Genomic DNA, 16828 nt, shown 5'->3' with positions numbered 1-16828 from the left:
GAGCGTTTCTGGCAACCATGCGTTCAGAAACCTCGGTCGACCCCTTCGATCTGCCACCAGGCAGGCAACAGCGCACACACCTCGGCGCGCGCGAAGCGGTCGTCCATCAGCACCAGAATGCCACGATCATTCTCGCCACGTATGACCCGGCCAGCCGCCTGCACCACCTTGCGCAAGCCCGGGTAAAGATAGGTGTAGTCATAGCCCAGCCCCACTCCCATGGCCTGATCCATGGCACGCTGCATGGCTTCGTTGACAGGATTGAACTGGGGCAGACCCAGCGTGGCAACAAAAGCACCGATCAGACGGCTGCCGGGCAGATCCACGCCTTCGGAGAACGCCCCGCCCAGCACGGCCAGGCCCAGGCCCTGACCGCCCTCGACAAAGCGGGCCAGAAATTCGGCACGCCCAGCCTCGTCCATGCCGCGCTGCTGCAGCCAAAGCGGCAGTTGCGGCTGCAGCCGCTCCAGGGTGGCGGCCAATTGCTGCAGATAATCAAAGCTGCTGAGAAAACACAGATAGTTGCCGGGCTGACGCGCATATTGCTGCGCGATCAACTCGGCCATGGGGATCAGCGATGCCTCGCGATCTCGCCAGCGTGTCGATATATGGCCTGCGATATGCACCTGCAGCTGCCGGGCCGCAAACGGCGACGGGACATCCAGCCAGGCAGTATCGGCAGGCAGTCCCAGCAGGTCACGGTAGAACCCGGGGGGACTCAGCGTGCCCGAAAACAGCACCGTGGCCTGTGCCGCCTCATGGCGTGCCGCCAAATGCGGCGCAGGCACCACATTGCGAATGCACAGCGTGGATGTCGGCATACGCACTCTGCTCGCACGCTGCGGTGGCGTGGCCAGTTGAATATCAAACAGCGCATGCGGCCCGAACTGATCGGCCAGCGCCTGAAAATGCAGCAGTTCCCAGTAAAAATCCAGCAAGGCATGCTCGGCAAGCGCAGGCTGCCCCCCTGTGGCCGCATGACCGGCTATCTCCTGCTCAGCCAGCTGATCCGCTATTGCACCCACGACCCGCTGCATGGCGCCCAGCAGCACGCCAGGAATGCTCTCGTAGCTTTGGTAACTGGCCTGATCCTGGGCCTTGTTCAGCGCCTGCCACTGGCGCTGCAGTGCATCGAGTGCCTTTTTGACAGCTCCGGTCGCAGCCTGGCGGGCCTGCGCCAGATCAAACTGGGACAGCGGTGCCGTGTACATGCTGCGCGCGCGCTCCAGCAGATTGTGCGCCTCGTCCACCAACACGCCCACACGCCAGTCCTGTTGCAAGGCCAGCGCATAGAGCATGGCGGCACTGTCGTAGTAATAGTGGTAGTCGGCCACCACCACATCGGCCCAGCGCGCCAACTCCTGCGACAGGTAATAGGGACAGATGCCATGTTCCAAGGCCAGAGTCCGCAGCGTCGGCGCATCCCAGAGCGGCAGTTGCAGCGCCTGTTGCCTGGCCGCAGGCAGTCGGTCAAAGAAGCCACGCGCCAACGGACAGGACTCTCCATGGCAAGCCTTGTCGGGATGCTCGCAGGTCTTTTCGCGCGCCTTCATGTCCAGGACACGCAATGGAGCAACCGATGCCGATGCCGATGCCGATGCCGATGCCGATGCCGGCAAGGCTTGCTGCAGCTGGCCCAGCGCATGCAGCGCCAGTCCATGGCCGGTGCCCTTGGCAGTGAGAAAGAACAGCTTGTCCAGACCGGATGCATCAGCCTCCGAGGCACCCTTGGCCATGACTGCTGCCATGCTCTTGAGCATGGGAAAAATCGTGGCCAAAGTCTTGCCGATGCCAGTAGGGGCCTGGGCCATCAGGCAACGACCGCCTTCGCTGGCATGGGCCGTGCGATAGACGGCCACGGCCAGCTCCCGCTGCCCGGATCTGAAGGCAGGCATGGGAAACTGCAGCTGCGCCATGGCCGCATCGCGCGCCCGCCTGTGGGCGGCCTCGCTGCGTGCCCAGTCGAGATAACGGGCACATCGCAACTCGAAAAAGGCTTGCAGTTCGGTGGCAGAGCATTCCTCTACCAGCACGGTCTCCTCTGCGCTGCCAATCTGGAAATAAACCAGCGCCAGCTTGATCCGCTCAAGGCCGCGCTCCTGACACAGCAAATGACCATAGACCCTGGCCTGGGCCCAATGCAAGGCCCGATGATGGGGACGCACGCCGTCGAGCCGGCCCCGATAGGTCTTGATCTCTTCGAGTTGCTGCTGCACGCCATCAAAGCCATCGGCTCGGCCGCGAACCTGCAGCTCTTCAAACCGGCCGCTGAGCGCCAGCTCCACCTCGTAGCCTCCCACTTTCTCACGCCGTTTCTGCACCACGGCATGCCCTTCCATACCCTCCAGCGCACTGGGCGCGGGCGTGAAGCGCAGATCCAGATCACCGCCGCGCGCCGTGAACTCGCACAGTGCGCGTACTGCCACGCTAAGCGCAGGCTTCATGGCATGCGACCTTCGTCACGCCACTGCACATGGCAGACGCTCACGGGAATGCCCTGCTCCGTGCAATAGGCCAGCCAGCGAATCTGGTTGTCCTGCAACTTGTCACCTGGCGCTTTGACTTCCACCAGCTCGTAGCGTGAGCCGGCATCGGACCGCAAGGGCCAGAAGCGCACCAGATCAGGAAAACCGGTGCGGTTGGCCTTCAGGTCCAGCAGCAGCCGCGCAAACAGAATCCGCAAATGGACGGCAGGCATGCAATCGAGCGCCAGCTCCAGCAGCTCTTGCGTCAATGTGCCCCAGAACACGAACGGCGACTGAACCCCTTGCTTGTCGGCAAAACGCTGGCGAATCGTGGCCCGATAGCGACCGTCCTCCAACTCGGCCAGACAGGCATCAAACAGCAGTTGGCGGTGCAGCACAAAATCCGGCGCACCCAGATCGGCCGGCCCACTCTGGAAGGGATGAAAAAACGCCCCTGGCAGCGGCGCAAAGACGGCAGGCCAGCACAGCAGACCGAATAGCGAGTTGACCAACGCGTTCTCCACATAGAACACCGGCGCATCGGCGCTATGCCAATGGGATTGAAGCGCGCACTCCACCGCCATGGGCTGGACGGGTCGGTCCAGCAGCACATCGCTGCGCAGGGCCGCCACGGCCGGGGCCAGAGCAGGCTGGCGCCCCGCAACCACCAGTCCCAGGCTGCGGCTCAGACGCGGCAACATGCGCGCCACGCGCTGACGCTCCTCTTCACTCTCCGGAGCCGCTTGCGCCTGGTTGGCAAGAGCCAGCGCCTGGTCGAAGCATTGCATGCGCTCCAGCACGCGAATATGACGGTGACGTGCGCCTGCATAGCGGCTGGCTCCATAGGCCTGAGCTGCCAGCGACCAGTCCTGCAGCCTCTCGCACATCTGGCCAAGCTTCAGCAGAACCTTGGCCCGGCGCATGTCCAGCCATGGGTTCTCGCTATGATTTTCAATAAGCGCAGGCAGCAATTGTGCCGGCTCCACGCCTTCGTCGAGATCCCGACGCCGGGCCGATATCTCCAGATAGAAGTCCAGATCTTCGCGGCGTTGAAATGCGCGCGAGTCAGCATCCAGCGTCACCGGCTCATAGCGAAAAATACCGAGGTCGGCCAGCACGAACTCCGACCAGTCCTGGTAGAGATTGCCAAAGAACATCAGCCTCAGACGCTCTCCCAGCTCACCCACCATGACGCGCCAGACAGGTTCCACGGCCTCGGGATGCCAGACGGCATACGGCAGAGGCTCGGGTTGCCTCTCAGCCAGCAGTTGCAGCATCTCGGCCTTGCGCATGGAGGAGCACAACTCAAAGCCAGTCAAGATCTGCAGCAGCTCGGGTTTGGTGTGCAAGCCGAATAGTTCGACCGCCTCCATGGGCTCGGTGGTACTGAGCCAGCCACGCTCCAGCAAGGGCGCTGCAGCATCGACCGTCACCGGAATCTCCTCATAGGCCAGCTTGCTGGCTCGAAACCAGGGCCCGCGCCGCATCAGCATTCGTACCAGCAGCGCCCTGGAGTTCTGCGGCAAGCGCGCAAAGCCAGCGATGAAATCAGCCTCCTGCTCGCTGAGCAGATCTCCATAGCGCTGCGCCAGCCAATCCAGCGCCTGCTTGAAGTTGTGCAGATAGTAGAAGCGGTGCGGCGCAAGAATGGCGGCCTGGGATGCGGTCACGGTGACGCTCACAAAATGCTCGGCGAAAAAACGGCTGGATGCCGACAACGAACCTGTATTTTCATACAGCCCACAAATCCCTGCAGGCTCCTCCGAACCCAGTACTGCCGATCGTCGGACGAAACGCTTGCGACTTGAATGCCCTGTGACAGTGGCACACAATCAATGCTTCATTCAACAAGGAGCAGGCAATGCTGGACTGGAACGAATACCGCAAGGAATTGGCGGGCAGGCTGGGAGAGTTTTCCGAGTTGAGCCCAGGCACCATGGAGGGCTACAAGGCCTTGTCCGGTGCAGGCAGGAAGACCGGCCATCTCGATGCCAAGACGCGCGAGCTGATTGCCATTGCCGTGGGCGTGACCACGCGTTGCGACGGCTGCATTGCCGTGCATACCAAGGCTGCCAAGGCAGCTGGTGCCAGCCGGGAAGAAATCGCCGAAGCCCTGGGTGTGGCCGTGGCCTTGAATGCGGGTGCCGCCATGGTCTACTCGGCTCGCGCTCTGGACGCTTTGGACGAGTAACGTTCTAAAAAGATAGCAGCCAGCGCCTGTCTGGCTAGCCATACCTAGCCGTCAAAGCACAACCTGCGTGCCCAGCTCCACCACCTGGTTGGCTGGCAACTTGTAATAAGTCGCCGCACTGGCCGACTGGCGAGACATCCAGCCAAACAGCGCGCAGCGCCAGGCCGAGAGACCGCCTGGCCCGTCCACCACCTGCACCCTGGCCACAAAGAAGCTGGTCGTCATCGGGTCGAGGTTCGGTATCTCGCCATCGACGTCCGGCGCAATCCGCTGGAGCGCCGCCGGAATATCAGGCTGCTCGCGAAAGCCGAAATGCATGTCCAGTGCCCAGACCCCATTGCACATAGGCTTCAGCTGCAGGCGCTCGCCATCATGCACATAGGGCGTGTTCTCGTTGATCACGTGGAGAAACACCGTCTGCTCATGCATGACCTTGAAATGCTTGAGATTGTGGAACAGCGCGTTCGGCACCAGCTTGGGATCGGAAGTCAGATAGACGGCCGTGCCGGACACCACCGGCACGCCGCTCATGGGCGAGCTCATCAGATCGCTCATGGGAATATCAAGGCGACGGCGATGTTCGGCCACCAGCTGGGTACCGTCGCGCCATGTGGTCAGCGCGATGAAGATGATGGCGCCCAGAGTCAGCGGCAGCCAGCCGCCCTGCTCCAGCTTGGTCAGGTTGGAGGCAAAAAAGCCTATCTCCAGCACCGCAAAACAGGCCAGCGCCGCCAGTGTCACGGCTCTTGCTCGGCTGCGCCCCAGATAGACCACAAAGCCCACCAGCATGGTGGTGATCAGCATGGTGCCCGACACGGCAATGCCATAGGCCGCCGCCAGCGCTCCCGAGGACTTGAAGGCCAGCACCAGCGCGATCACGGCCAGCAGCATCAACCAGTTGACGCTGGGGATATAGATCTGGCCCTGTTCCTGATCGGAGGTATGCAACACACGCACACGCGGCAGATACCCCAGACGGTTGGCCTGCAGCGTCATGGAATAAGCCCCCGAGATGGTCGCCTGAGAGGCAATCACCGTGGCGGCCGTGGCCAGCACCACAAAAATCAGCAACCAGGACGGTGAGGCCAGCAAGAAAAAGGGATTGCTGGCCGCAGTCGCATCGCGCAACAGCAAGGCACCCTGACCGAAGTAATTGAGCATCAGAGCCGGAAACACCAGTCCATACCAGCCCAGACGCACGGCCCGGCTGCCGAAGTGGCCCATATCGGCATAAAGAGCTTCGGCGCCTGTCATGGCAAGAAACACGGCCGATAGCAGAAAGAAGGCCTTGTCCGTGTGTTGCACGGCGAAGCGAAGCGCATGCAGCGGGTTGACGGCCTGCAGCACCATGGGCGTCTGCACAATGCTGGCCACGCCCGCCCAGGCAATGCAGAGGAACCAGACAATGGTGACCGGGCCGAACAGCCTCCCCACCACACTGGTGCCCTTCATCTGAATGGAAAACAGTCCGATCAGTATGCCTATCGTGATAGGTACGATGAAATGCTCGAACTCCGGCGTGGCAATGCTCATGCCCTCCACGGCAGAGAGCACGGAAATCGCCGGCGTGATGATGGCATCCCCATAGAACAGCGCGGCCGCAAACACGCCGGCCCCGACCACAAAGCGGGAGCGGCGCGACTGATCGCCCATCACGCGGTGGGCCAGTGCCGTCAGCGCCAGCACGCCGCCCTCGCCATCGTTATCGTGGCTGAGCACAACCCACACATACTTGATGGCGACTATGACGATCACGGCCCAGAGCAGGGCCGAGAGCGCGGCCAGCACATTCTCGTGGCCCACCGTCAGCCCATGGACGCCGGTAAAAGCCTCCTTGAACGCATAGAGCGGGCTGGTACCGATATCGCCAAATACCACCCCCAGCGCCGCCAATGTCAGTGCCGACTGGCTGCTGCCCTGCCTCGTATCCCCAGCCCCCTGAAGCCCGTGTTTGCTTTGTGACATAGCCATGCTTTTGCAGTGATAGAGGCCGCTGCAGCCGGGCGGCGGCAGCCCAGTATGGCACGCTGACGGAAATTGGAAAGCTGGATGACGCTGGGCCGAGCTGTCTTTCTTTATGCAATCTTGATAGCAGCAGCCACAATCCATACCAGGGCTTGAGGCCTGCCTTTCTAGATTCAAGGCTTCGCAACAACCGGCTTGCCCTTCAAGCCCGTCTCCCATGAAGCCCGTCGCCATCCTCCAGCATGAAGCATCGCAAGGCCCCGGCATCCTGCTCGACCATCTGCGCCAGCAAGGGATTGCCCATGTGCTGATAGATCCCTGTGCCGAAGGCACGGCCCCGGCCAATGCGCGCGACTATCGCGGCATCATCGTGCTAGGCAGCAATCATTGCGCCAACGAGCAGTTGCACTGGATCGATGAAGAACGCTGCCTGCTGCAAAGTGCCCTGCAGTACGACATCCCCGTGCTGGGCCACTGCTTTGGCGCGCAAATGCTGGCCCGCGCCATGGGCGCAGGCGTCTGGCGCAACCCCTGCGCGAATATCGGCTGGAGCGAAGTCCGCATCACCCCCAGCGCCCAACAACTGATGAACCTGCCCGCGCAAGCCACCATCTTCAACTGGCATTACGACACTTTCGACATTCCGGCGGCCGCCAGGCGCACCATGTACGGACAGCATTGCCTGAACAAAGGCTTTGTCCATGGCCGGCAATGGGCGTTTCAAGGCCATCTGGAAGTGACCGCAGACAGCGTGCGTCAATGGTGCGGCGAGGGCCACGATGAACTGCTGCAGGCCCAGGGCCCGGCCGTTCAGAGCGAAGCCCAGATCCTGGACCGACTGCCGCAACACATAGACCAGTTGCATGCCATGGCATTGCGTACCTACAAGGCATGGACCGATCAGTTGGACAAGCCGGTTTCGGTTTCTTGCAGCAGTTCCTTGGAAACTTTGAGCCGATTTCGCCTCAAGTCCGATGCATACCTTCGCATGCAGCTATGAGTTTGAAAGCATCAGGCACCATGAAGGCCATAAACAGACGTTTTTTTGCATCTAGCGGACGGTCTCTGGCAAAGCCCGGCCGCTGACTGGGTCAGAATGGCCTGCAAACTCACTGCTCCAAGCTTCATGGACTTCACAACGCTTGAAAAACACCTGGATACCTCGCCACTGCTCAAGGCGCACAAGCAATACTTCCTGAATCTGGCCCAGCCCGCCGTGGCCATTCGCCTGGGCCACGCCATGGGCGAGCCCCTGCAAAGCCGCTTTGGCGGCCAGCCCATGGTGCCTGCGGGCTTTGTCTGGCCCGAGCATCCGAACGGCCACTACCTGTTTGTCGGACAGATCAACTTTGCCGAGCTCCCCGGCGGACCCGGTCGCCCTGCAGAGCTGCCGGCCAGCGGCCTGCTGTCGCTGTTCCACGGCTTTGACGAGGACGACGCCATCTTCTGGCGCGACCAGGACTATCTCAAGGCGTTCTACTGGCCGGACATCAGCGGCATGCATGAAATCCAGGCTCCCCATCAGTGGGTCACGGACAGCCGTGCGCTGCAGTTTGAGAACGGCATCGACCTTCCTCGCCACGAGGAGCTGTGCAAGGACTGGCCCGTGGAGTTCGATGAACTCCAGGACTGGCTCCATGGGTTTGAGGAAAGCGGCGATCTGCCTCGCGACTATCTGCTGGGCCACCCCTCCTGGGACAGCCTGGGCTACGACCCCACGCCCGAGGCCGAGGAACACCCCGGCAGCTCGCACTGGCGCTCGCTACTGACGCTCCAGTCGCACGAGGAATTCCACTGGTGCTGGCAGGACGGCGCACGCCTCATGGCCTTTATCGAGGATGCCAAGCTGCACGCCAGGGACTTCGGCCATCTGCAAGTGGACTGCGGCTGACGCCTGGTTCAACAGCCACAACCATAAAGAGCAGCTCATGCCCACACAGATTCCACCGGAGATCCTCAAGCACTGGAAAAACGGTCACAAGATCGAAGCCATCAAACAGCTGCGCGAGCAAGGCGGGCTGGGTCTGAAGGAGGCCAAAGACCTGCTGGAAGCCAGCGACGAGCCGGACTTTGTCCAGCATGGCGCAGCAGAGCGGGCGCAAGCCATGCAGCAGTTGCGCGAGCAGCTGGAAAAGCTGGGCATGAAGGATGCCACTTTGCTGCTGGACCAGCTGAATCGGGCCGACACCGCGCCAGGCAGCTCCTTCTCTTCCATCAAGACCACCACCACGACCGTCAATGGCAAGACCACCACAAGCGTCACTGTGAGCGGCGATCATGCAGAGGCCATAGAGGCGCTGATGTCCGGTGCAAACACAGTGCCCGCGGAGACCAGGGCCGAGGTGGAAGAGGCCATGGCACGCGGCAACAAGGTCGAAGCCATCAAGCTGCTGCGCGACGCCACGGGCCTGGGTCTGGCCCAGGCCAAGGACCATATCGATGCGGCCATGGATGGCATTGCGCTGGACTGGCAGATTCTGCAACGGCAATCGGTGCAGGCCAGCATCCCAAACAGCTTTCAGCCTGGAGCACCATCACCGGGCGAAGTCCCCAGAGGACAAGGCCGGTATCTGTGGCTGCTGGTGCTGGCACTGGCTGCTGCCGGCCTTTGGTATTACTTCAAGATGCCTTGAAGCCTTTATCAGACAAAGGAAAAAAGCTCACTTTTGAGGAGCATTCAGCTTGAACTCAAGGTTGCGGGACAGTTGCATCCGCCAGTTGCCAGCCGCCACCCAGCGCCTGGTACAGCGCCACGGCGTTTTCCAGCTGGCTCTGGCGCAGGCGCAGCACTTCCTGCTGCACAGTAAACAGATTTCGCTGGGCATCCAGCTCCTCCAGATAGCTGGCGTAGCCGGCCTCATAGCGATCCTTGGCAAAGCCCAGGGTACGACCCAGCACTTTTTCGCGTTCCTTGGCATGCTCCCACTGGGCTTGCAGTTGCTGGGAGCTGACCAGGGCTGTTTCCACATCGCCAAAGGCCTTGATGACCACGCCGCGATAGGCGTAAGCGGCCTGATCGCGCTGGGCAGATGCCGCATCGAACTGGCCCTGCAGGCGACCGCCGTTGAACAGCGGCGCCAGAATGCTGCCGCCAAGCGACCAGACCCGGGCCGGGTTGTAATCCAGCGCGTTGATGAACAGGCTGCCGAAGTTCGCACTCAGGCTCACCTGCGGCAAAAAGGCCGCGCGCTGTGCCGTAAGATTGCTGTCGCTGGCCGCCAGCAGCAACTGGGCGCGCGCAATGTCGGGGCGGCGCTCCAGCAAGCCCGATGGCAAGCCAGGTGCAGGCATGGCGGGCAGGCTCATGGAATCGAGCCCAGCATGGGCGCTCAAGCTGGAACGGGCCAAGGCCTGTGCCTGGTCATCACCGCTGCCGCCCACCAGCTGCATCAGTGCTATGCGCTGGCGCTGCAGCGCCAGAGACAGCTGCTGCACCGATTGCCGCACGCTTTCCAGCTCGGCCAGTGCCTGGCTCTGCTGCAGCTGCGAGATATAGCCCACACGCACCTGGTCGGTGAGCAGACGCAACGCATCCTCGCGCGACTTCACCGTATCCTCGGCCACGGCGAGCTGGGCCTGCAGCGAGCGCAGAGCGATATAGGCCTGCGCCACGGTCGCGGCCACCGTCAGGCGTACCGCGTCGCGATCCGCCTGGCTGGCCTGCAGGCGTTTATCGGCAGCCCGACTCAGACTGCCGAGGCGGTCCCAGAGATCCAGCTCCCAGCTCGCTTGCAGCACCGGCTGGGCCGAACGCACATGCACCATCTGGCCGGTTCGCGCGCTCAGGCTGCGGTTGGCCGAGCCCGGTGCGCTTAGCGACAGCTGCGGTGCAGCCGCCGAGCCCGTCACATCGAGATTCGCGCGTGCCTCCTCCACCCGGGCCAGGGCGGTGAGCACATCGTTGTTGCGCGCAAGCGCCAGTTCCACCCAGCGACTCAGCTGCGCATCACCAAAGGCCTGCCACCAACCGGTCTGGACTGCGCTGGCACCATCTGCGGCCCGTTCCGCGCTCCAGCTGGCCGGCACCGCAGGCCGGGCGCTGTCCGGGGCCCGGGTCAGACTGGGCACGCTGCAGCCAGCCATCAGGACTGCAAGCGCCAAGGGCAAGACACGCACGGTATGGAAGGCGTTCTTCATGGCTTGGCCTGTTCGGATGCGGACACTGCGGGCGCTTGAGGTTTTTGAGCCAAATTGGCCTCAATCGCTTGATGGGTCTGCGCTGAATGCTCTACTTTTTGTGCAGTATCGAGGCGCACGATGACCGACATCCCAGGGCGCAGGCGCGCGGCATCGGCCTGACCCTCGTCGATGGCAATCTTGATGGGCAGACGCTGGACGACCTTGGTGAAATTGCCCGTGGCGTTGTCGGCCTTGAGCACACTGAACTCCGACCCCGTGGCCGGTGCAATCTCCAGCACATGACCCTTGAGGCGCAAGCCGCCCAGCGCGTCCACGCTGAAGCTCACGACCTGGCCGATCTGCACCCGGGCGGTCTGGGTTTCCTTGTAATTGGCCACCACCCAGTAAGTGGGCGGCACCACATACATGAGCTGCGTACCGGCTGCCACGTACTGGCCCTTGCGTACCGATACCTCGCTGACCTGTCCATCGCTGGGTGCATGGACCACGGTGTTGTCCAGATTGATCTGTGCCTGGCGCAGCAGCGCCTCGGCCATCTGCACCTGGGCCTTGAGAGAGTCACGGCCCACGGTCGTGGCCTTGATCTTTTCCTGGTTGATCGCGATGTCTGCCTGGGCCTTGGCCACGTTGGTCGCGGCCAGGCGCGAGGTGGCGCGCACCTTGTCGCGTTCGTTCAGAGACACGGAGCCTCGCTCGGCCAGCTCCTGCACACGCTTGAGCTCCGCCTGCGAGCGCTGGGCCTCAGCCTCCACGGCAGCCAGACCGGCGCGGCTGGCGCTCAGCGTGGCACGGTTCTGGGCCTGTGTCTGTTCGGAATTGCTCAGCTGCGCCTGGGCATTGGCCAGTTGCGCCTGGGCCTGCGCGACGGCTGCTTCATAGCTGCGGCTATCGATGCGCACCAGCGCCTGGCCGGCCTTGACCTGCTCGTAATCCTTGACCAGCACCTCGGTCACGTAGCCATTGACCTGCGGAGCCAGCACGGTGACGGCACCACGCACATAGGCATTGTCCGTGGTCACCACAGAGCTGTTGAAAGGCCACAGATTCCAGGCCCGCAGCACGAGCAGCATGCCTGCCAGGGCCACCACCAGCATGATGAGCACGCTGCGCAAAGAAGGCTTGATCTTCTTCGGCGTGGGAGGCAAGGCTGCAGCGGATGAAGGGGCTGCTGTCGCCGCAGAGGCTGCGGGGGAATGGGGTTGTTGACTGTCGCTCATGCTCAATCTCTTGCTGTTATCGGTTTGAGTTCCTTGCCTGGTGATCGGAGCCATCCCGGCCGCCATCGCCGACCGCAGGGCTGCTGCGGGCGTTCTTGTCGATTTCCTGCTCCAGCTCGGCCTCAAGCTCTAGCGCCTGGGCGTTGTCCTGCAAGGGGTCGCGGCTGGCCAGCACGGCCTGCTCGCGAGTCTCGGCCGCCTGCGCGGCGGCAGCCAGGTGCGTGGCCTGCGCGCCTTCGATCACCACGGTGCGCGCCGGACTGGCGGGCTCGTTCTGACCGCCCTCTTCCACATCGCCATAGGCATCGGTGGCCGTGGGCTGCACCACGACCGTGACACGCTGCGATGCGTCGGGCTCATGGGCGTTCGCTGCCTCAGGCTCTGCAACCGGCGCCACCGAAGGTGCGCGCTGGGGCGTACCGTCGGTCCCTGCGGCTGCCGCCACCTGGTTGCCGCTTTGCCTTGTCATGGCGCGCACCATGGCCGCAGCCTGGCGCACGCGCGCCGAGGCTCCCAGGCTCCAAAGCAAATACAGCAAGGCGATGGCGGCCGTCAGCGCAAACACATCGTTATAGGCCCTGACATTGGCTTCGCGCCGCACGATCTGCGACAGCTGCAGCGTTCCCTGGTTGGCGCGCATGGCGGGATCGGGCGTCACCTTGCCGTAGATCTGGTTCTGTATCTTGAGCCGCTCGGCCACCACGGGGTCGGTCGGGTCTATCTGCGCCACCAGAGCCACGGAGTAGATCTGCTCGCGGTAGGTCTGGTAAGTGCTCAGCAAGGCCGAACCCAGCAAGCCGCCCATGGCCTGGGTCATGGAAATCGTGACCACGGCGGTGAGCATGTGGTTGGCACCGAATTTCAGCCCCTGGATGATGCCGGTCAGCATCAGCGGACCCATGAAGACGCCCGAGCCCACTGCCAGCAGAAACTGGCTGAAGAAAAAGTCCGAAGGCCGGTCCACGCTGCTGCGATGGTGATCGAGAAACGCTGCCACAGCGAACAGCGCAATCGCCACCACGATCTGCTTGCCCATATTGGGAACACCGAAAGTAATAGCAGACAATGCAACACCTATAAGTGTCCCCACCAGAATCACCATGAATAGCGGCTGCATCTGGTCGGATGTCATGCCCAGCGTGCGCATCAACCCCACCACGCCGTAACTTTGCTCAGCCGTAAGAAAGCGCAGCAAGATGGCTCCGATCACGAAACGGATCGTCGGCATCTGCGCGAACCAGCGCGTGTGGAACATGGGGTTGGCACGATGGTGTTCGATGTAAAGCGCGACGCTGAGCAGCGCGATCGCCGCCACCAGCATCCAGGCCAGCCCCGGCGTATCGAACCACCAGCGCGAGTAGCCCTGGACCAGCACCGCAATCAACAGACCCAGACCCGGAACCATCAGGCAGAAGGTGACGAAGTCCAGCTTCTCGAAGGTCTTGATGTACAGGCCCGAGGGCAGCTTGAGCAGCACCACGGCGGCAAAGGACATCAGCGCCAGACCGGCTTCAAACAGATAGAGGTTGTGCCACTCGCTGTTATAGAGCAGACCCGGCGACAGAATCCAGGCCAGCGGCGTGGCCAGCTGGACCACGCCCACGCCGATCACCAGCATCTTGAGCACATAGGTGCGCGGTGCCGACTGCAGCATGTAGAGTGTGCTCAGCGAGGAGCAGGTCGCCGCAGCAAGGCCGCTGGCCGCACGCAGCAGAATCAGGCTGTCGTAGCTGCCCAGCAGCAGATGCAGCACGCTGAGCGCCGCGTAGCAACCCAGGCCGATCTCGGTGAACAGGCGCATGCCAAACTGCTGGCGGAATTTATAGACCAGCAGATTGGCCGTCATATTGAACATGACGTAGGCGCCCGTCAGCCAGGCGGCCTCGACCGCCGTCAGCCCCAACTGTCCCTGAATCGTGGGCAGATTGGCGGTGAACAAGGCATTGCCCAGGCCGCCGGTCAGCCCGACCAGGACCGCAATCAGCCCATAGCAGACGCGGACCCAGGGCTCGTGATGGGGCATGGCCGGCGAGCCAGGCAGCGCGGGCTTTTCATGCTCGGCCCAGTCCGGCGGGCGGCGCAGCAGGATGACGGGCCCCTGCGCAATGGCTGGAGAAGCTGAAGCCTGGCTGCTGGGAGGTTTCGGGCCTTCTTGATTGGCTTGAGCCCCAGTGGCTTGTGCTGCAGCTTGACTCATAAACCTCAGGCCTTGATTCCGTCCAGAATGATTTGCAAGGCACGACGCGCCAGTTGCTTGCGTTGGGCAGGAGTTTCGCCACGCAGGGCACCGCCCAGCATGCCGAACACCAGAGACAAATCCTTGGCATTCAAGGCCTGCTTGCACAGGCCCTTGGCCACCGCACGCTTCATGGGCTCTTCGAACACCAGCCACATCTGCTGGCGCGCATGAATGACTTCTGCATCGCTCTGGTCCACCGTACGCCAGTAGTCCACCAGCGTGGCGGACACAGCAATGCGCTCGCCCACCAGAGCCAGCAGCTTGAAGAAGGCCTGGTCGTCGTCCTTCCAGGAAGCTGCGGCGGCGCGGGTCTTCTCGACCGAGCGCTCCAGCAGCGCCAGCATGATGGCGCGACGGTCCGGAAACTGACGATACAGCGTGGCACGGCCCACCTGGGCACGCTCGACGATGAGATCCAGGGGTGCGGTCACGCCATGCTCGGCAAACACGGCATCGGCCGCGTCCAACAACTGGGCGCGGCGTTCGGCGGATGGAGGACGGGTGGTGGACATGGCGCCAATTATCGGACAGTTTTGTCCGATAAACTGCAGCACTCGGCGTTTCCCCTGACCTGGCAAGGGTCAGACAGGACTGCGCTCAGTCGCGCGGCAGCGCCTGCAGGCTGCGCCGGCTGGTGAACTCGCGCCGTTGTCCAGTCAGGGGATCATCGAAGGCCAGGCTGCGCGCCAACAGCTGCAAGGGCCTGGAATAGTCGCCCGGCTCCGGGTCATTGACCATGGGATAGAACGCATCGCCCCTGAGCGGCAGACCCAGCGCCGCCATATGCACACGCAGCTGATGGCGCTTGCCCGAAACCGGACTGAGCCGGTAACGCGCCCAGGCGCTGTTGTGCTCGATGATTTCCATCAAGGTGCGGCTATTGGGTTCGCCAGCCACCTCATGCATGCGAAAGAAATGCCCACTCTCCTCCATGCGGCTCGCGTGCTCGCGCGGAAAGCTCAGCTCCGCGCGGTAAGCCGCCACGGCCTCGTAGACCTTGTGAATGGCCCTGTCCCTGAACAGCCCTTGATAGATGCCGCGTGTGGCGCGCTGTACCGAAAACACCACCAGCCCCGCAGTGTCGCGGTCGATGCGATGAATCGGCGACAGCTCGGGCAGGTCGAACTCGCGCCTGAGCCGCACCAGCAGCGTGTTCTGCAGATAGTGGCCGGCAGGAACCACGGGCAGAAAGTGTGGCTTGTCGGCGACGAGCAGATGCGCATCGCGATGGATGACTTCAGCCGCAAACGGAATCTCTGGCTCGGCCTCCAGCTCGCGATAGTAGTAATAGCGCAGCCCCGGCATAAATGCAGCGTCCGGGCCAGCCATCTCTCCGGTTTCACTGACCACCTGACCGGCTCCCATGCGACGCAGCCAGTCTGTGCGCCCAACGGCGGGCAGGCGTTCGCACAAGAAGTCGATCAGCAGCCCCCCGCCCTGGGATGGCAAGACCACACAGCTAGGGCTGACGCCATCGCGCACGGGCAGAACCTTGGGATCGTGGGAGTTATGCATGGCGCGGAATTTTAGTGGCTGGCTGGCCCGACTCCTCGCGTTCATGGCGGCATGGCCGCGCCAGCGCTGCGACTTCGCGCCGGCTAATCCGTTCGGATATTGGCTTTGCGAATGGTGGTCTCCAGAACTCTTTTCTCCTGCTCCAGATAGGCCAGAAACTGAGGATGCCCCATACGCATGGGCTTGAAGCCTGCTTCCGTCAGTTTTCTGACCATCTCGGGGTCCGCTTGCAGGATCGCGATTTCATCGGCCAGACGCTTCACGATACGGGCATCTGTATGAGCGGGAGCCAGCAAGCCTTGCCAGGCCTCGACTTCCAGATTGCGAAGGGCCGGCGTCTCCGAAAGACTTGGCGCCTGGGGCAGCGTGATCAGACGCTGGCGGGATGTCACGCCCAGTGCCTTGACCTTGCCCTCCAGAACAAACGGCTGCGCCAGCGCAACAGGCAGAACGGCAAGGTCGATCTGACCACCTGCCAGCTCGGTCAGCACCTGTGGGCCAGATCTGTAGGGAACATGTACCAGATCGATACCGGACATCTGCTGAATCAGCTCCCCCGTCAGGTGCAGGCTGGTTCCGATGCCATCGGTGCCCAGGGTCAGTCGCCCCGGCTTCTGGCACGCAAGTTCAATGAGATCGTCCGCACTGCCCGCAGCTAGTCCCGGGCGTGCGAGCAGCACAAAGACCGAAGAGGCTACAGGTGCCACGGGCTTCAGCTCCTGCAGTCCGTCGTAGCGAAACTTGGTCGGCGAGATCAGCGGCGCGACCAGCACAGAGCTGGCCACACCGAAGAGCAAGGTATAGCCATCGGGTCTGGCCTTGATAACACGCTGCGTTGCAATAGTCCCCGATGCCCCGACCATGTTCTCTATGATCACGGGCTGGCCCAGGCGCTCTGCCAGACGTGGCATGACCAGTCTGGCAGCCACATCAACACTGCCGCCCGGTGCGAAGGGCACCACCACCGTCAGTGCCTGGGAAGGCCAGGCCTGTGCCGTCGCCTGGCTGGCCAGTGGCAGTTGCTGAAGCAGTGGAGCGCCCAGCGCCCAGGCTGCAAACTGTCTGCGTCGTATTTGCATGATGATCTTTCTGCTGG

General features: G+C 62.7%; 13 protein-coding genes. 4 read left to right on the top strand and 9 right to left on the bottom strand.

From position 1 onward, the window contains the following. Positions 1–23 precede the first annotated feature (23 nt). On the bottom strand, positions 24–2444 hold the full coding sequence (locus EIC84_RS03815; protein WP_004340757.1) for a helicase C-terminal domain-containing protein: 2421 nt from the start codon (positions 2442–2444) through the stop codon (positions 24–26). Then, positions 2441–4114, bottom strand: coding sequence for a VRR-NUC domain-containing protein (locus EIC84_RS03810; protein WP_034362567.1), 1674 nt, complete (start codon positions 4112–4114; stop codon positions 2441–2443). The genes EIC84_RS03815 and EIC84_RS03810 overlap by 4 nt, the downstream gene beginning before the upstream one ends. A 212-nt stretch (positions 4115–4326) precedes the next feature. Here EIC84_RS03810 and EIC84_RS03805 point away from each other — a divergent pair, with 212 nt between their 5' ends. Continuing rightward, the gene (locus EIC84_RS03805) at positions 4327–4656 is read left to right on the top strand and encodes a carboxymuconolactone decarboxylase family protein (protein ID WP_004340750.1); all 330 of its coding nucleotides are present in this window, start codon (positions 4327–4329) and stop codon (positions 4654–4656) included. Between the two features lie 51 nt (positions 4657–4707). On the opposite strand, the gene EIC84_RS03800 is transcribed toward EIC84_RS03805, so the two are convergent. Further along, on the bottom strand, positions 4708–6621 hold the full coding sequence (locus EIC84_RS03800) for a potassium transporter Kup (RefSeq protein WP_192810456.1): 1914 nt from the start codon (positions 6619–6621) through the stop codon (positions 4708–4710). A 217-nt stretch (positions 6622–6838) separates the two neighbouring features. Between EIC84_RS03800 and EIC84_RS03795 the strand changes: the two genes are divergently transcribed. The 3 genes from EIC84_RS03795 (at position 6839) to EIC84_RS03785 (ending at position 9254) form a co-directional block, all read left to right on the top strand. After that, complete coding sequence (locus EIC84_RS03795; protein WP_004340747.1) at positions 6839–7621, top strand: type 1 glutamine amidotransferase; 783 nt, start codon at positions 6839–6841, stop codon at positions 7619–7621. A 126-nt stretch (positions 7622–7747) separates the two neighbouring features. Beyond that, on the top strand, positions 7748–8512 hold the full coding sequence (locus EIC84_RS03790) for a YwqG family protein (protein ID WP_004340744.1): 765 nt from the start codon (positions 7748–7750) through the stop codon (positions 8510–8512). Between the two features lie 37 nt (positions 8513–8549). Then, positions 8550–9254 (top strand): ribosomal protein L7/L12, encoded by a 705-nt coding sequence (locus EIC84_RS03785; RefSeq protein ID WP_004340743.1) that lies wholly within the window; start codon positions 8550–8552, stop codon positions 9252–9254. Positions 9255–9309: 55 nt separating this feature from the next. Here the strand turns inward: EIC84_RS03785 and EIC84_RS03780 are convergent, their stop codons facing one another. From EIC84_RS03780 to EIC84_RS03755, 6 genes are all read right to left on the bottom strand, one after another. Further along, positions 9310–10758, bottom strand: coding sequence for an efflux transporter outer membrane subunit (locus EIC84_RS03780; RefSeq protein WP_004340741.1), 1449 nt, complete (start codon positions 10756–10758; stop codon positions 9310–9312). Continuing rightward, entirely contained in the window at positions 10755–11978 is a 1224-nt protein-coding gene (locus tag EIC84_RS03775) for an HlyD family secretion protein (RefSeq protein WP_034362521.1), read from the bottom strand. Before EIC84_RS03775 ends, EIC84_RS03780 begins: the two co-directional genes overlap by 4 nt. Positions 11979–11994: 16 nt before the next feature. Next, positions 11995–14175, bottom strand: a complete 2181-nt coding sequence (locus EIC84_RS03770) for an MFS transporter (RefSeq protein WP_004340737.1) — start codon at positions 14173–14175, stop codon at positions 11995–11997. A gap of 5 nt (positions 14176–14180) precedes the next feature. Continuing rightward, entirely contained in the window at positions 14181–14729 is a 549-nt protein-coding gene (locus tag EIC84_RS03765) for a TetR/AcrR family transcriptional regulator (protein ID WP_004340736.1), read from the bottom strand. A gap of 85 nt (positions 14730–14814) precedes the next feature. After that, on the bottom strand, positions 14815–15732 hold the full coding sequence (locus tag EIC84_RS03760) for an RluA family pseudouridine synthase (RefSeq protein WP_004340734.1): 918 nt from the start codon (positions 15730–15732) through the stop codon (positions 14815–14817). 83 nt (positions 15733–15815) lie between these two features. Beyond that, a complete protein-coding gene (locus EIC84_RS03755) occupies positions 15816–16811 on the bottom strand; it encodes a tripartite tricarboxylate transporter substrate binding protein (protein WP_004340732.1) in 996 nt (331 codons plus the stop codon). Positions 16812–16828 lie beyond the last annotated feature (17 nt).

The organism is Comamonas sp. A23 (assembly GCF_004522605.1).
Classification (GTDB): domain Bacteria; phylum Pseudomonadota; class Gammaproteobacteria; order Burkholderiales; family Burkholderiaceae_C; genus Comamonas; species Comamonas thiooxydans.
The sequence above is the reverse complement of the archived record's forward strand: the minus strand, read 5'-3'. Positions and strand labels throughout refer to the sequence as shown.

Coding starts and splice junctions, on each gene's coding strand:
- EIC84_RS03815 (WP_004340757.1), bottom strand. CDS start 2,444: ATGAAGCCTGCGCTTAGCGTGGCAGTACGCGCACTGTGCGAGTTCACG.
- EIC84_RS03805 (WP_004340750.1), top strand. CDS start 4,327: ATGCTGGACTGGAACGAATACCGCAAGGAATTGGCGGGCAGGCTGGGA.
- EIC84_RS03800 (WP_192810456.1), bottom strand. CDS start 6,621: ATGTCACAAAGCAAACACGGGCTTCAGGGGGCTGGGGATACGAGGCAG.
- EIC84_RS03795 (WP_004340747.1), top strand. CDS start 6,839: ATGAAGCCCGTCGCCATCCTCCAGCATGAAGCATCGCAAGGCCCCGGC.
- EIC84_RS03790 (WP_004340744.1), top strand. CDS start 7,748: ATGGACTTCACAACGCTTGAAAAACACCTGGATACCTCGCCACTGCTC.
- EIC84_RS03785 (WP_004340743.1), top strand. CDS start 8,550: ATGCCCACACAGATTCCACCGGAGATCCTCAAGCACTGGAAAAACGGT.
- EIC84_RS03780 (WP_004340741.1), bottom strand. CDS start 10,758: ATGAAGAACGCCTTCCATACCGTGCGTGTCTTGCCCTTGGCGCTTGCA.
- EIC84_RS03775 (WP_034362521.1), bottom strand. CDS start 11,978: ATGAGCGACAGTCAACAACCCCATTCCCCCGCAGCCTCTGCGGCGACA.
- EIC84_RS03770 (WP_004340737.1), bottom strand. CDS start 14,175: ATGAGTCAAGCTGCAGCACAAGCCACTGGGGCTCAAGCCAATCAAGAA.
- EIC84_RS03765 (WP_004340736.1), bottom strand. CDS start 14,729: ATGTCCACCACCCGTCCTCCATCCGCCGAACGCCGCGCCCAGTTGTTG.
- EIC84_RS03760 (WP_004340734.1), bottom strand. CDS start 15,732: ATGCATAACTCCCACGATCCCAAGGTTCTGCCCGTGCGCGATGGCGTC.
- EIC84_RS03755 (WP_004340732.1), bottom strand. CDS start 16,811: ATGCAAATACGACGCAGACAGTTTGCAGCCTGGGCGCTGGGCGCTCCA.